Raw genomic sequence first — 12,887 nt, forward strand, 5'->3', positions numbered from 1 at the left:
CGGGAGCCGGGAGCCGGAGCCGGGAGCCGCGGGGGAGATCTGTCACCGACTCGCCGAATGTCGGGTTGACCGCAGCCGGAGGGGAGTTTCTGCCTTGGGCCTGATCAGCGGACTGCTCGACCGTTTCCTCGGATTGCCCGAGGCCACGACGCCCGACATCGAGGTCACCCACGGCTGAGCGTTCCGATGCCCGATGGCGTGGTGCTGTTCGCCGGCCGCTATCGACTGCGCGGTGCGGGGGCGCTGCGTGTGGTGCTCGTACGGACTCCGTACGGCAAGCACGAGCTCGACGCCAAGGGCACCGCTCGCGTGCCGGGCAGGCGCGGTATGCGGGTCATCGTGCAGAACGTACGCGGCGCGTTCGGATGCGGTGGCCGGTTCGCGGCCTTCCAGCAGGAGAGGGAGGACGGGCCGTCCGCGGGTGCCTGGTTGCCGCGAGCAGGCGTGGTGCGACGGGCGGGGTGCGACGGGCGGCTGGCGACGGCGGGGGCCAGTTACCTGGATACACGCACGCGGTGGGCGGTCGGGCCGTACTTCGATCCGCAGCTGGAGGCGATGTGCCTGAGGTTATAGCCGTCGCCCTCAGCCTGGAGGTTATAGCTGCCAGCCCTCGGCCTGGGGTTGCGGCCATCGCCCAACCTGGGGTTACGACCATCGCCCCAGCCTGGGGTTGCCGCCCGTCGCGCCCCGGCCTGGAGGTTCCGCCATCGCCCCCAGCCTGGGGTTGCCGCCCGTCGCGCGCCGGCCTGGAGATTCCGCCGTCGCCCCCAGTCTGGGGTTGCCGCCGTCGCGCCCCGGCCTGGGGGTTGCGGCCAGCGCATCCCGGCCTGAGGTTGCGGCCATCGCGCCCCAGGCCGGGGTTATGATCGCCGTCCCAGCCGGGGCTTTCGGGCTAGTGATGGGTGGTGGTCGCTTCGGGTTGATCCTGCCGGTCCGACGTCGTGGGTGAGCGGAACCATGCCGCGCCGCGTTGTGTGTCCATGTACTCGCGGACCCGCTTGACCAGGCCGGACTCCAGTTCGAAGATGAAGCAGTATTCGTTGTCGTAGTGGCCGCCGTGGGCAAGGGTGGCCTGCAGTCGCATCTCGACGACCACGGTGTCCCCGTCGGCGTAGAAGCCGGCGAACTCGATGGACACGTTGTCGACGAAGACCCTGGCGAATTCCTCGGTCAGGAAGCGCACGATGCGGTCCCGGCCGATGAGATGGTGGGTTCCATCGATGGCGCGGGAGGTCGCGTTGTCGGCAGGGGCGAGCCACTCCGCGTCAGGGGCGAAGACGTCGCGGACGCGGTCGGCATCACGCGTGGCGAAGACCCGCCAGGCGTCGATGATGAGTTGCTTGTTCGATGCTGCGCTCATGGAATGTCCTTAAGGAGATGGGTGAGCCCGAATTCTCGCGGGGCCCTGATCAGCAGGTCTGGTCACATTCGGCCAGGACTGGCAGCCTGTCCGGATCCGTCCGATCCGGTGAGCCGGTGGATGCCATCCTGGAAACGTGAACGCAGTCGGCGCCGTCCTGACCACCGGTATCTACTGTCAGGACGACTGCCCGGGCCGCCCGCTCCCGGCGAACACCACCCGCTACCCGTCCGCGGCCGCGGCGGAGGCGGCCGGGTACCGCGCCTGCCACCGGTGCCGCCCGTACCGGCAGGAACCGGCCACCGTCGCGGACATGCCCGAACTGGTGTGCCGCGGGGTCGAACTCATCGCCGGCGGAGTGCTGGACGACGCGACGGAGAGCAGTCTCGCCGGTCGGCTCGGCGTGTCCCCACGTCACCTGCGGCGCATGTTTCTTCAGCATGCCGGGGTCACGCCCGACCAGCTCGCCCGCTCCAGGCGCGCGCACTTCGCCCGCCGGCTGCTCGACGACACTGACCTTCGGATAGCCGACATCGCCTTCGCCGCGGGCTTCGGCAGCGTTCGGCAGCTCAACCGGGTCCTCATGGGCACCTTCCACGGCGCCCCGCGTGAGCTGCGGGCCCGACGGCGGGTCACCGACCGCCTCCAGGCCGACGGCGGACTGGCCCTCCGGCTCGCTCACGACAAGTCATTCGATTTCGCGGCCGCCCTGCGCCACCTGGCCGCACGCGCGACACCGACCGTCGAAGCGGTCTCGTGCACCTCTTATCGGCGCACCATCCTGATCGATCACGACCCCGGCATGATCGAGATCACCCAGCGATCCCCGACCGAGCTCCTGCTCGTCGCCCATCTCCCCCGGCTCAACGGACTCATCCACCACGTCCACCGGGCCCGGAGCATCTTCGCCCTCGACGGCTCTGCGAGGACGTGCGGTTCGTGGGATCCGTTCGAAGTCGGTGTGCATGACATCGTGCGTGCCGGGGTGCCGGACGCCGCACGGGCACGGGCGATCCTGGGTGACCTCGCCGGTCGGTTCGGCGCGGTCGTGCCCGGCCTGGCCCCAGTCGGCCTCACCAGGATGTTTCCGCGACCCGACGTCCTCGCTCGGGCCGATCTCGATGCGCTGCCCATCCCCGATGCCACCGTCCACACCTTACGATCGTTCGCGCAGGCGGCCGCGGACGGCTCGGCGACCCATCGATAGAAGCCGGAGCCCGCCGCGTTCGCTCCGGCGGGCTCGAGACGGTCGCGAGATCGGGGAGGCCGAAGCTGCAAGCCACGGCGCCTGCCGACCTTGGGCGTGGGATGCCCGCGAGGAGCGTCCAGAGGCGGTCGAACTCTCGCCGAGCGAGGAGCGTCCAGGGGCGGTCGACTCGCGCCGGGTGGCAGGAGCTGGTTGGCTTGGGGCCGTCGAAAGCGGCCGATCCGAGCGGGGGCTCTCCATGCGCAGTGTCGAACCCGAGGTCTTCATCGTCTCCCGTCCGTCGCTGGACTACGACGAGCTGGCCCGCTACCTGGCCGAGGTCGGCGGCGAGAGCTGGCTGGAGCGGCTCGATCGCGGCGACCTCGACGCGCAGAACCTCGCCGAGTTCGCCGGTCGGCTCTGCTACCGCTCCTTCGAGCCCGGCCTCAATCCCAACGTGGTCAGGATCAGGGAGAACCAGGACGATTACCTGCGCAACATCCTGGCCAGCGCACACGGCTCGGTCCTCGAGCACGTCAGCTTCAGCTTCGTGCTCCACAACGTCAGCCGGGTGCTGACCCACGAGCTGGTGCGGCACCGCCCGGGTGTGGCCGTCTCGCAGGAGTCGCTGCGTTTCGTCCGGCTGGACGAGCTGCCGTTCTGGTTCCCGGAGTGGGCACGGGAAGACGACGAGCTGATGAAGCGGGCCACGGCGGTGCTGGAGCAGCTCGAGCAGTTCCAGCTGTGGATGGCCGAGCACTTCGGGCTCGATGAGGAGGGCGTGCCGTTCTCGGAGAAGAAACACCGCACGTCGTTCATGCGCCGGTTCGCCCCGGAGGGTGTGGCGACCGGGCTGGTGTGGACCGCGAACGTGCGCACGCTGCGGCACACGATCGAGGCCCGCACCGCCGCCGGAGCGGAGGAGGAGATTCGCCTGCTGTTCCAGCGCATCGGCGAGCTCATGCGCCAGGAAGCCCCCGCTCTGTTCGGCGACTACGTCGTCGAGGAGGGCGGGGCCTGGGTGCCAGGATGGCGCAAGGTCTGAGCGGTCGCGTCAGGCTCCAGGCTGTTGGCGCTCATGCTTCCAGCGAGTCCGGGTCGCTAGCCGGAACCTCCCGGTATCGCCCGGAGTACAGGTTGCATGAAGTGGTTGATGATGGTGACGCTGTTGGTGGTCGCGGCTGGGTGTTCGGCCGAGGTGCCCGCGCCCGTGGCTGGGTCGGCCGTCCCGGGTCCCGTAAGCCCCAGCGCGGTAGGCCCGAGCGCCGTAAGCCCGAGTCCCATAAGCCCGAGCGCCGTTAGTCCAAGCACCGTAAGCCCGAGCTCCGTAGGCCCGAGCGCCGTAAGCCCGAGCGCCGTAAGCCCGAGCTCGGTAAGCCCGAGCCCGACGGCTACCAGGGCTGCGTGTAACGGGACCTCTGTGCTTCTCGGCGGGGGGTTTCCCGAGGTGCGGGGGGTGGGGCGGGATGCGGAGCTGTGGGGGCTGTTGTTCGTGGCGGGTCCGCCGCTGGCGCGCGGTGAAGAGATCAAGATCGTGTGGCGGATGACGGGTGAAGGGCCGCTGCGGGTCAAGGCGACGCTTCCCGACGGTACGCCTGCCAAGCTCGCCTGGGGGCCCGAGGAGCATGGCGGGTCGAGCTGGCACAAACCCGGCGAGGAGTGGGGTACGGGGTTCGTCTTCCCGAAGCGGGGCTGCTGGAAGATCGAGCTCACCCGTACGCGGGGCTCCGGGTACGTATGGCTGCCGGTCAAATAGCCCGGTCGATGAAGGCCGTCACGTCGTCCAGGACCTCGGCCTTGTTGGTCTCGTTGAAGACCTCGTGCCTGGCGCCCTCGTAGATCCGTTCGGTCAGGTCCGTACCCTTGATCGCCTCGACCCCCGGACGGCTCCCGTTCAGCGGGACGAGCTCGTCGTCGGCCCCGTGGACCCACAGCGTGGGCAGGGGCCCGAGCCGGCCGCCCTTGGCGATCGTGGCCAGCGTCGTGGCGAACGCCTCCAGCGTGGCGCGCTTGAACGGGCCGTGCCACACCAGGGGGTCGGCGGCGTAGGCGGCGCCCACCGAGAGGTCGCGGGAGAGGGTCGCCGGGTCGATCGGGACGTCCGGGGGCTCCTCGTAGGCCAGGAGGGTCGGGACGACCGCCCATTCGCCGATCACCGGGCCTGACAGTACGAGCGCCGCCAGGCCGTCGCCGTAGCGCTGGGCGTAGCGGGCCGCGATCATGCCGCCCATCGAGTGGCCGATCACCACGACCGGGACGCGGGGGTGGTCGTCCCTGGCCTGCTCCTCGACGGAGTAGACGTCGGTGACCACGTCCTCGAAGTCCGCGATGTGCACCCGGTCGCCGGCCGACTTGCCGTGGCCCGTGTGGTCGAGGCCGTAGACGGCGGCGCCGTGGCGGACGAGCCGATCCGCCACGTACTCGTAGCGGCCGATGTGCTCGCCGTACCCGTGGATCAGGACGGCCACGTAGCGCGGCCGGCCATGAGGCCATACGCGGACCGTGTTGAGGCCCGTGGTGCCGGTGAAGGTGTGCTCGCGCGACTCGGCCATGGTCACCGAGCGTACGCCCATGATCGCGTGATCGTCCACTGACTGGGACGCGGCTTGAGGCGTGCGGGTGGCGGGGACGGCCGGAGGCGGGAGGCGGTGGCGACGGGGGAAGCCGAGGTGCGGGGCCGAGAGGGGATGAGGAGGGGGCTGTGATGTCCGAAAACCGCTGACTTTTGAAGGCCTGGCGGTGTTGGAGAAGGTATGGACATCCACAGCATCATCGAAAGCCCGTTGGGCCCGATCCTGCTCGTCGGTGACGGCTCCGCGCTGACGCGCGTGTCGTTCGACGTGGGCGGAAGGGCTGGTCTGCGGTGGGAGCCGGCCGCGTTCGAGGAGGTCGAGCGGCAGTTCGCCGAGTACTTCGCGGGCGAGCGGGTCGCGTTCGACCTGCTGCTCGCCACCCGCGGCACCCCGTTCCAGGAGCAGGTGTGGGCGGCCCTGGATGAGCTGCCGTACGGGACCACGACGAGCTACGGCGCGCTCGCCGCGCGGGTGGGCGCGCCACGTGACCGGATCCGCGCGGTCGGCGCGGCCGTGGGCGCGAACCCGCTGCTCGTCGTCCGCCCCTGCCACCGCGTCGTCGGGGCGGACGGCTCGCTGACCGGGTACGCGGGCGGCCTCGAGCGCAAGCACGAGCTGCTCACGCTGGAAGGCGCCCTGCAGCCGCAGCTCTGGAGCGTCGTCGGATGAGCTCGGCGAAGCTGACGGAGGAGACCAAGATGGACTGGGCGAAACTGACGGAAGAGGTCAACTCGTACGGGTGCGCGCTGACGCCGCCGGTGCTCACCCCCGAGGAGTGCAAGGAGATCGCCGGCCTGTACGACGAGATCGGGCTGTTCCGGTCCACGATCGACATGGAGCGGCACCGGTTCGGCGCCGGGCAGTACCGCTACTTCAGCCGGCCGTTCCCGCCGCTGGTGGAGAAGTTGCGGGCGGAGTTCTACCCGCGGCTGCTGCCGATCGCCCGCGACTGGGCGGCAAGGCTGGGCCAGCCGGCGCCGTGGCCGGACGACCTCGACGAGTGGCTGGACATGTGCCACAGAGCGGGGCAGACCAGGCCGACGCCCATCCTGCTGCGGTACGGACGGGACGACTGGAACGCGCTGCACCGCGACCTCTACGGCGACCTGGTGTTCCCGCTGCAGGTCGTGATCGGGCTGGACCGGCCGGGCGAGGACTACACCGGCGGCGAGTTCCTGCTGGTGGAGCAGCGGCCGCGGGCCCAGTCGCGGGGGACGGTGACGCTGTTGCCGCAGGGGCACGGGCTGATCTTCACCACGCGCGACCGGCCCGTGCGCTCCTCGCGGGGCTGGTCGGCCTCGCCCGTGCGGCACGGGGTGAGCACCGTCCGGTCGGGGCTGCGGCATACGCTGGGGCTCGTCTTTCACGACGCGAAATGACGTACACGCTGGTGGGGGCCGACGGCCGCCCGTATGCGAGCCCGGTGTCCGGCACGCTGGGCGGGCATCGAGGGGCCCGGCTGTACGGGCGGCTGGACTGCCCCTCGGCGCTGCGCTCCATCGCTCGTGGGGGATATATCCGGCATCGCGTCTTCTTCGCGGACGCCGGTGACGCGGTGGCGGCCGGGTACCGGCCGTGTTCGAGGTGCTTGCCGGAGGCGTACCAGGCATGGAAGGGCCGGGAGACAGCGTGATGCGGGAGATCGCGCCGGGCGCGGTACACGTGCCCGGCTGGCTGACGCTGGACGAGCAGCGCCACCTGGTCGAGGCGTGCCGCGGATGGGCCATGGGGCCGGTGCCGATCCGGCACACCGTGCTGCCCCGGGGCGGCATGATGTCGGTCCGGACGGTGTGCGTGGGATGGCACTGGCAGCCGTACCGGTACACGCGCATCGCCCACGACGTGAACGGCCGGCAGGTGGCCGAGTTCCCCGCGTGGCTCGGCGAGCTGGGGCGGCGCGCCCTGGCCGACGCCTACGGACGCCCCGGCGACACGTACGAGCCCGACACCGCCCTGATCAACTTCTACGACGGCCAGGCCAGGATGGGCATGCACCAGGACAAGGACGAGAAGTCCGACGCCCCGGTGGTGTCGCTGAGCATCGGCGACCGGTGCCTGTTCCGCTTCGGCAACACCGAGACGCGCGGCCGGCCGTACACGGACGTCGAGCTCGCCTCAGGCGATCTGTTCGTGTTCGGCGGGCCGTCGCGCTTCGCCTACCACGGCGTGCCGAAGGTCCATCCGGGCACCGGCGATCCCGCCACTGGCCTGGCCTCCGGCCGCCTCAACATCACGATGCGCGTCACCGGCCTGCGGTGACGTAGTCGAAGTCCTCGTCGGAGAGTGTGCGCCGCAGCGTCCGCAGCACCTTCGCCGGGTCGTCGTCCGGCCCCTGTGCGTAGAAGGGCCTGCCGTCACGGCCGAACGTGATCGCCGCGTCCCCCTCCCACTTGCCCAGCACGTCGGCCGCCGGAGCGAAGTCCTCCGTCGGCTCGAACCCGAGCGTTCGCGCGTAGTCGACGGACCCGAACACCAGGTGCCGGGCCAGCTCGATCGGCGCCTCCTGGAAGCCCGCGTACTCGCCGAAGAAGTACTGGCGGAAGCGTCGCAGGTCGCGGTCGTCGAGCACGTCGGGGCCGATCGCGTTCTTCGCCCCGAGGCAGTAGACGTCGGCGAGGTAGCCGGCCACCGTCATCCTGTCCCAGGTGTGCCGCCGCGCGACCAGCACGCACACCAGGCCGCCCAGGCCCGAGTCGGGACCCTCGTCCACCCATCCGCGGGCCGGGTCGACGGTGAGCCCCGCGCTCCAGCCGATGTTGACCCAGCACCCGACCACCTCGGGCTCGGCGGTGGGGGCCTCCGAGGCGATGGCCCGCACCAGCGGCGCCACGACGGACGGCGACACCTTCAGCGCCTTGGCGATCTCCTTCGGGGAGCGGCCCTCGGCGCGCAGCTCGCGTACCCGATCCTTCAAGTCCATTCGGGCAGCCTAGCCGTCCTGGCCACCGCCGACCGCGCCACCATGACGGTCAGGGCGGCGTGGCGAGAACGATGGACACCGTCAAGCTCCCCGGTGGAAGTAGGACCGGCGCGGCTCCTGGCTGGTCAGGCGGCCGATGCAGCGCAGGAAGCGCGTGCCGGTCTCGAACTGCGCCTGCGACGGCGGCATCACGTCCGCCATCCAGCCGGCCGCGCCGGTGTTCCTGGCCGTGCCGACCCTGCTGGCCAGGAGCACCGTCCGGCTGCAGATCCGCTTGATCGTGGGGTGCTTGGCGAGGTCCTGCTGCACGTACGTGTCGGCGTCCGACGGGATCGGGACGACCGCGAACGTCTCCCACGAGTGCAGCTCCTCGCACCCGACCCGCCTGGCCTTCGTGTCACCCGAGATGATGACCAGGCCGCCCCAGCACTCCGACTCCTGCACGCACGCCGCCTCACCGCCGCGCACCTTGCTCGCCGGGCAGTTCTCCGTGTACGTCTTCAGCCCCTTGAACACGGTCTTCGCCTCTTCCGTGGCGCTCGTGGAGGCCGACGCGCTGGGAGTCGACGCCTGGTTGCCGCCCGGCTCCCTGGTGACGTACGTGTAGACGACCACACCGACGCCTATCGAGATCACCAGGGCCAGAGCGGCGGCGATCGAGACCAGCGCCCTCGAGGCACCGCGCCGGGCGGGTGGCACGGTGTCCGCGTGGCCGCCCGGCGGCGGGCCGGTGACCGGCGGACCCATCATCGGCTGCGGCCCCGGGTGACTCGCGTGCTGCCCCATCGGCGGCGGCCCCGGCCGGCTCAGGTGCTGCCCCATCGGCTGGGAGGGGGTCTGCGGTGCGGCGTGCCGTCCCCCGGAGGGGGCCGGGGCGGGCCCGAGCGGGACGACGGCGAGAGCGTCGCGGAACGCCTCCGCGGTGGGCGTGCGCTCGCGCGGGTCGCTGGCCAGCGCCTGGCGCAGCACGGCGGTCAGCTGGGGTGGCACGCCGGGAATGTCCGGAACGGGCAGGCGGTGCAGGGCCAGGATCATTGCCAGGTTCGGCACGCCGCTCTCGGGGAAGCGCGGCGGGCGGCCGTTCAGCAGCGCGTAGACGGTGGCGGCCAGCGCGTACACGTCACCGGCCGGGGTCGGCTCGGCCAGCTCGAACGCCTCGGGCGGCGCGTACGACGGCGTCAGGGACTCGCGCGTCACCGACGCCTCGGGCCCGGACGCGGGCATGGTGGCCAGCCCGAAGTCGGACAGCGCCACCTGGCCGTACCGGTTGACCAGGATGTTGCCCGGCTTCACGTCCCGGTGCAGCACCCCCTGCGCGTGCGCGGCGGCCAGCGCGTCGGCGATCCGTACGCCCACGTCACGCGCCTCGACCGGCGAGAGCCTCCGTCCGGACAGCGACCCGCCGGGGCACAGCTCAAGCACCATGTACGGCCGCCCGTCGGGCAGCAGCCCCGCGTCATAGACGGCCACGACGTGCGGGTGACCGGACAGGGCCCCGGCGGCCGTGACCTCGCGCATGAACCGGCGCCGGTCGCGGTCGGACAGCAGCACCCGGTTGTCGACCTTGAGCGCGACCTCGCGACCCACGGCAGACTGCACGGCGAGGTAGACGACGCCGAAGCCGCCCTGGCCGAGAACACCCTTGATCTCATAGCCAGAAACCGATAATTCGGACACGCGCGGAAGCGTACAGGTTCGGGGCGACACCCACTGGAGCGAGGTGATTCAGCCGGCGGTCTGGAGGACCTCGCGGAGCCGGGCCGCGTATGCCCGGGGATGGCTGGTGTTGCCGTTGTGCCCGCCCGGGAACTCCACCAGCTCCGTGCCCAGCAGCTCCGCCAGCTCGACCGCGCACCGGCGGTCGAAGACGTGGTGCGGGGTGGTGTGCCCGGCCGCGGGCAGGATGCGGGTACGGCACCCGCTCAGGTCGAGCTCGTCCTCGACGACGGCGGTGAAGTCGTGGCGGATGAAGAAGTCGAAGTTCGCCTGCCGTTGCGGCGTGATGGGCTGCGGGGTCAGGCCGGCCTCGGCGTCCTCGGTGATGCCGAGCACCCGCTTCACCTGGCCGATCGCCGCGGGCAGGCCGCCTGCGCGGTAGAGCGACTGGAGCTCGGCCAGCTCCTTGCCGTGTTCGGCCCGTTCGGACCCGGGCAGCAGCCACGGCGAGACGGGCTCGTGCGCGATGAGCAGGCTGAGCTGTTCGGGGTGCCCGACGGCCAGGTGCAGCCCGATGGAGGCGCCCAGGCTCTGACCCAGCATGATCACGGGCTGGTCGGTGAGGTGGGCCAGCAGCCGGTGCACGTCGTCGGCGTGCTCGCGCACGCTCACGCCGGTGCCGGGGACCGTGCTGCGGCTGAGCCCGCGCCGGTCGTACGTGATCACCGTGTACGCGTCCACCAGCCGATCGACCAGGTCAACGGTGCGACCGGCGTCGCCCTCGCCGCTCTGCGAGATCAGCAGGAGCGGGCCGCTGCCGCGCACCTCGTAGTAGAGGTCGACGCCCGGGATGCGCAAGATGTCTGCGTTCATGTCTCCAAAGATAATCCATCAAATCTGATGCATCAAGTTCGATGCATTATTCCGGGGATCAGTTTGGCGGCCAGTTCCTCCAGGACCGCCACGGTCTCCGCCACGCGCCGCGGATCCTCCGTGCCCAGCGCGACCCCCAGCGCGGCGTCGATCGGGGTATCCCTGACCTGCGTCACCCGTTCGGACACCCCAGGCGCCTCACGGATGATCGTGCGCCGCCGATCCGCGGGATCCGTCTCGGCGATCACCGCGCCCACGGAGCGCAGCCGCGCGATGGCCGCCGACACGGCGCTCTGCGGCAGCCCGGTACGGGCGGCGATCTCACCCACGGTGGTGTCGGGATGCCCGCGCAGGTCGCTCACCACGATCAGCACCGTGCGCACGCTCGTGGAGTGCTCACCGATGCCCTCGGTCGGCATGGCCTCCTCGCCGATCTTCATCAGCGTCCGGCCCAACAGAAACAGCTCGACCCCATTCACGAGCAGCAACATACCGGCGGTGATGGGTAGGGTCGTGCCACGTGACGACGGACTTGGAACGCCTTGCCGAACGCCTGCGCGAGTTCGCCAGGGCCAGGGACTGGGAGCAGTTCCACACCCCCAAGAACCTGGCGATGGCGCTGGCGGGCGAGGTCGGGGAGCTGGTGGCGGAGTTCCAGTGGCTCACGGCCGACGAGTCCGCGCAGCCCGATCCCGATGCGCTCGCCCGGATACGTACCGAGCTGGGCGACGTCACCCTCTACCTGGTCCGGCTGGCCGACGTGCTGGGCGTGGACCTGGTGGAGGCGGCCCAGGCCAAGCTGGACGACAACGACCGCCGCTACGACGCCGACCGCTACCGCGGCTCGGCCAGGAAGGCCCCGCCCTCCTCGCACTCCGGCTGAAACCCGGCAGCACTCACGACCTTACAGACTGCGTCCTTTGCTGTAAGTTCGCTGGGAATCGGATCAAGGACGCGATGACGAGCCATCGCGGCGACCTGGACCTTTCACTCCGCGTGACCGCCGACCCGGATCGGCCGGAACTCCGCCCTGGAGTGGATCTTCGCAGCACGAGAGCCGACCACACCCCGTTCGACATTGTGTTCGATTCTTGAGCGCGTCACTTTCTGTGCTTCTTGACCGAATGTGCCACTTTGTGGCGTGATGCGGATGTTTTGGATCGAGAGATTTTTAGATCCTCCTTATCTGCAACAAGAACGGAAAGATCAACTATGAGACGCACACTGACCGCGTTAGGCATCGGCCTGAGCCTGCTGGGATCCACCGCCATCTCCACCCCGGCGCAGGCCGAGGGCGAGATAACGGTGGCCCCTCTCGCCACCGTGTCGGCCGCTCAGGAGATCGCGCGGTTCTGGCTCGCCGACGGAGCCGCCAACCTGAAGAACGCCACCCCCTATGCCGTACAGACCGAGGTCCAGGGGGAACGCGTGTCCATCCCCGTCTCCCCGGACACCAAGCCCGGCTCGGTCGCGCCGGTGGCGGGCCCGGCGGAGCCGAAGGGCAAAACGCCCACGAGCACGGGCAAGGTGTTCTTCATCGGTGGTGACGGGCAGCCGCACTGGTGCACGGGCACCGCACTGCAGTCGCAGTACCGCAACCTCGTCGCCACGGCCGGTCACTGCGTGTACGACATCGAGCGCTCCGACACCACACTCGGCAAGTGGGTTTTCGTCCCCGGCTACACCGCCGGCACCACTCCGTGGGGCCTGTACGTCGGGAAGCAGGCCTTCGCCCACTTCGACTTCTCCACGTACCAGAGCTACGACCGCGACTTCGCTTTCGTGAACGTCTACAACGGCGTGGTCTCGCCCTCCCCCGACGTGCTGACCGACACCGGGAGGCTGGTCGACAACACCGGCGGGCAGGGCTTCGCCTGGAACCAGCCGACGGACTCCATGATGGACGTCTTCGGCTACCCCGCCGGACCCAACCCTGACGGACGGCGGCCCTACACGGGCGAGAACCTGGAATGGTCCACCGGGTCGATCTCCACCATGACGCTGTCCGGTCTCCCCGGCGACCTGTTCCTCGGCGTCGAGTCGCCGTTCACCGGTGAAGGCTCCCTCGGTTCTTCCTGGCTGTACCAGTACAGCAGTGACTACCGTGCCGGCTACCTCAACGGCATCACGATCAGCGTTGCCGACACCAATGGCGACGGCCGCTACGACACCGGCGTCTCGCCGTACTTCGACGGCGCGGTGAACGTCATCTACAAGGCCGCCGCAGCGGCCTGGACCGGCTCGATCGCGTAGAGCAGCTACCGCGGCCGCGTCGCCTGGCCGGACAGGGGCCGCGGGCGCCGGGAAGGGCCCGAGGCC

16 protein-coding genes are annotated in these 12,887 nt (G+C 70.4%); 10 read left to right on the forward strand and 6 right to left on the reverse strand.

What is annotated here, in order from left to right:
* The first annotated feature begins 186 nt into the window (after nt 1–186).
* Nucleotides 187–573 carry a CocE/NonD family hydrolase gene (locus ACWEPL_RS42865; protein ID WP_452439556.1) on the forward strand — a complete coding sequence of 129 codons (387 nt, stop codon included), beginning with the start codon at nt 187–189 and terminating at the stop codon, nt 571–573.
* 319 nt (nt 574–892) lie between these two features.
* Here ACWEPL_RS42865 and ACWEPL_RS42870 read toward each other — a convergent pair whose 3' ends face one another.
* Nucleotides 893–1,360: a nuclear transport factor 2 family protein gene (locus tag ACWEPL_RS42870; RefSeq protein ID WP_452439557.1), complete on the reverse strand. Its 468-nt coding sequence runs from the start codon at nt 1,358–1,360 to the stop codon at nt 893–895.
* A gap of 136 nt (nt 1,361–1,496) precedes the next feature.
* Between ACWEPL_RS42870 and ACWEPL_RS42875 the strand changes: the two genes are divergently transcribed.
* The 3 genes from ACWEPL_RS42875 to ACWEPL_RS42885 all read left to right on the forward strand — a co-directional run bounded on the left by ACWEPL_RS42875 (nt 1,497) and on the right by ACWEPL_RS42885 (nt 4,302).
* Complete coding sequence (locus ACWEPL_RS42875; RefSeq protein WP_452439558.1) at nt 1,497–2,567, forward strand: helix-turn-helix domain-containing protein; 1,071 nt, start codon at nt 1,497–1,499, stop codon at nt 2,565–2,567.
* Between the two features lie 238 nt (nt 2,568–2,805).
* Entirely contained in the window at nt 2,806–3,591 is a 786-nt protein-coding gene (thyX, locus tag ACWEPL_RS42880; RefSeq protein ID WP_350729858.1) for an FAD-dependent thymidylate synthase, read from the forward strand.
* Nucleotides 3,592–4,002: 411 nt separating this feature from the next.
* Nucleotides 4,003–4,302, forward strand: a complete 300-nt coding sequence (locus ACWEPL_RS42885; RefSeq protein WP_350729856.1) for a hypothetical protein — start codon at nt 4,003–4,005, stop codon at nt 4,300–4,302.
* Here the strand turns inward: ACWEPL_RS42885 and ACWEPL_RS42890 are convergent.
* A complete protein-coding gene (locus ACWEPL_RS42890; RefSeq protein WP_452439564.1) occupies nt 4,295–5,098 on the reverse strand; it encodes an alpha/beta hydrolase in 804 nt (267 codons plus the stop codon). The genes ACWEPL_RS42885 and ACWEPL_RS42890 overlap by 8 nt on opposite strands.
* A 201-nt stretch (nt 5,099–5,299) precedes the next feature.
* On the opposite strand from ACWEPL_RS42890, the gene ACWEPL_RS42895 reads away from it, so the two are divergent.
* Genes ACWEPL_RS42895 through ACWEPL_RS42910 form a run of 4 tightly spaced genes read left to right on the forward strand, consistent with a single transcriptional unit; the run spans nt 5,300 to nt 7,378 of the window.
* Nucleotides 5,300–5,788 (forward strand): methylated-DNA--[protein]-cysteine S-methyltransferase, encoded by a 489-nt coding sequence (locus tag ACWEPL_RS42895; RefSeq protein ID WP_452439559.1) that lies wholly within the window; start codon nt 5,300–5,302, stop codon nt 5,786–5,788.
* Nucleotides 5,785–6,498, forward strand: coding sequence for a 2OG-Fe(II) oxygenase (locus ACWEPL_RS42900; protein ID WP_363962719.1), 714 nt, complete (start codon nt 5,785–5,787; stop codon nt 6,496–6,498). Before ACWEPL_RS42895 ends, ACWEPL_RS42900 begins: the two co-directional genes overlap by 4 nt.
* Nucleotides 6,495–6,752 carry an Ada metal-binding domain-containing protein gene (locus ACWEPL_RS42905; RefSeq protein WP_452439560.1) on the forward strand — a complete coding sequence of 86 codons (258 nt, stop codon included), beginning with the start codon at nt 6,495–6,497 and terminating at the stop codon, nt 6,750–6,752. Before ACWEPL_RS42900 ends, ACWEPL_RS42905 begins: the two co-directional genes overlap by 4 nt.
* Complete coding sequence (locus tag ACWEPL_RS42910) at nt 6,752–7,378, forward strand: alpha-ketoglutarate-dependent dioxygenase AlkB family protein (RefSeq protein WP_452439565.1); 627 nt, start codon at nt 6,752–6,754, stop codon at nt 7,376–7,378. Before ACWEPL_RS42905 ends, ACWEPL_RS42910 begins: the two co-directional genes overlap by 1 nt.
* Here the strand turns inward: ACWEPL_RS42910 and ACWEPL_RS42915 are convergent.
* From ACWEPL_RS42915 to ACWEPL_RS42930, 4 genes are all read right to left on the reverse strand, one after another.
* Nucleotides 7,362–8,039, reverse strand: coding sequence for a helix-turn-helix domain-containing protein (locus ACWEPL_RS42915; RefSeq protein WP_363962718.1), 678 nt, complete (start codon nt 8,037–8,039; stop codon nt 7,362–7,364). The two genes, ACWEPL_RS42910 and ACWEPL_RS42915, sit on opposite strands and share 17 nt — an antisense overlap.
* 81 nt (nt 8,040–8,120) lie before the next feature.
* Nucleotides 8,121–9,716 carry a serine/threonine-protein kinase gene (locus ACWEPL_RS42920; protein ID WP_452439561.1) on the reverse strand — a complete coding sequence of 532 codons (1,596 nt, stop codon included), beginning with the start codon at nt 9,714–9,716 and terminating at the stop codon, nt 8,121–8,123.
* A 48-nt stretch (nt 9,717–9,764) separates the two neighbouring features.
* A complete protein-coding gene (locus ACWEPL_RS42925) occupies nt 9,765–10,568 on the reverse strand; it encodes an alpha/beta fold hydrolase (RefSeq protein WP_452439562.1) in 804 nt (267 codons plus the stop codon).
* 32 nt (nt 10,569–10,600) lie between these two features.
* Entirely contained in the window at nt 10,601–11,047 is a 447-nt protein-coding gene (locus tag ACWEPL_RS42930) for a helix-turn-helix domain-containing protein (protein WP_363962715.1), read from the reverse strand.
* 41 nt (nt 11,048–11,088) lie between these two features.
* Between ACWEPL_RS42930 and ACWEPL_RS42935 the strand changes: the two genes are divergently transcribed.
* Nucleotides 11,089–11,451 carry a nucleotide pyrophosphohydrolase gene (locus ACWEPL_RS42935; protein WP_350729842.1) on the forward strand — a complete coding sequence of 121 codons (363 nt, stop codon included), beginning with the start codon at nt 11,089–11,091 and terminating at the stop codon, nt 11,449–11,451.
* Nucleotides 11,452–11,780: 329 nt separating this feature from the next.
* Nucleotides 11,781–12,821, forward strand: coding sequence for a trypsin-like serine peptidase (locus ACWEPL_RS42940; RefSeq protein ID WP_452439563.1), 1,041 nt, complete (start codon nt 11,781–11,783; stop codon nt 12,819–12,821).
* Nucleotides 12,822–12,887: the final 66 nt, after the last annotated feature.

Source organism: Nonomuraea sp. NPDC004186 (assembly GCF_053603495.1).

Coding starts and splice junctions, on each gene's coding strand:
- ACWEPL_RS42865 (WP_452439556.1), top strand. CDS start 187: ATGCCCGATGGCGTGGTGCTGTTCGCCGGCCGCTATCGACTGCGCGGT.
- ACWEPL_RS42870 (WP_452439557.1), bottom strand. CDS start 1,360: ATGAGCGCAGCATCGAACAAGCAACTCATCATCGACGCCTGGCGGGTC.
- thyX (WP_350729858.1), top strand. CDS start 2,806: ATGCGCAGTGTCGAACCCGAGGTCTTCATCGTCTCCCGTCCGTCGCTG.
- ACWEPL_RS42890 (WP_452439564.1), bottom strand. CDS start 5,098: ATGGCCGAGTCGCGCGAGCACACCTTCACCGGCACCACGGGCCTCAAC.
- ACWEPL_RS42895 (WP_452439559.1), top strand. CDS start 5,300: ATGGACATCCACAGCATCATCGAAAGCCCGTTGGGCCCGATCCTGCTC.
- ACWEPL_RS42900 (WP_363962719.1), top strand. CDS start 5,785: ATGAGCTCGGCGAAGCTGACGGAGGAGACCAAGATGGACTGGGCGAAA.
- ACWEPL_RS42905 (WP_452439560.1), top strand. CDS start 6,495: ATGACGTACACGCTGGTGGGGGCCGACGGCCGCCCGTATGCGAGCCCG.
- ACWEPL_RS42910 (WP_452439565.1), top strand. CDS start 6,752: ATGCGGGAGATCGCGCCGGGCGCGGTACACGTGCCCGGCTGGCTGACG.
- ACWEPL_RS42915 (WP_363962718.1), bottom strand. CDS start 8,039: ATGGACTTGAAGGATCGGGTACGCGAGCTGCGCGCCGAGGGCCGCTCC.
- ACWEPL_RS42925 (WP_452439562.1), bottom strand. CDS start 10,568: ATGAACGCAGACATCTTGCGCATCCCGGGCGTCGACCTCTACTACGAG.
- ACWEPL_RS42940 (WP_452439563.1), top strand. CDS start 11,781: ATGAGACGCACACTGACCGCGTTAGGCATCGGCCTGAGCCTGCTGGGA.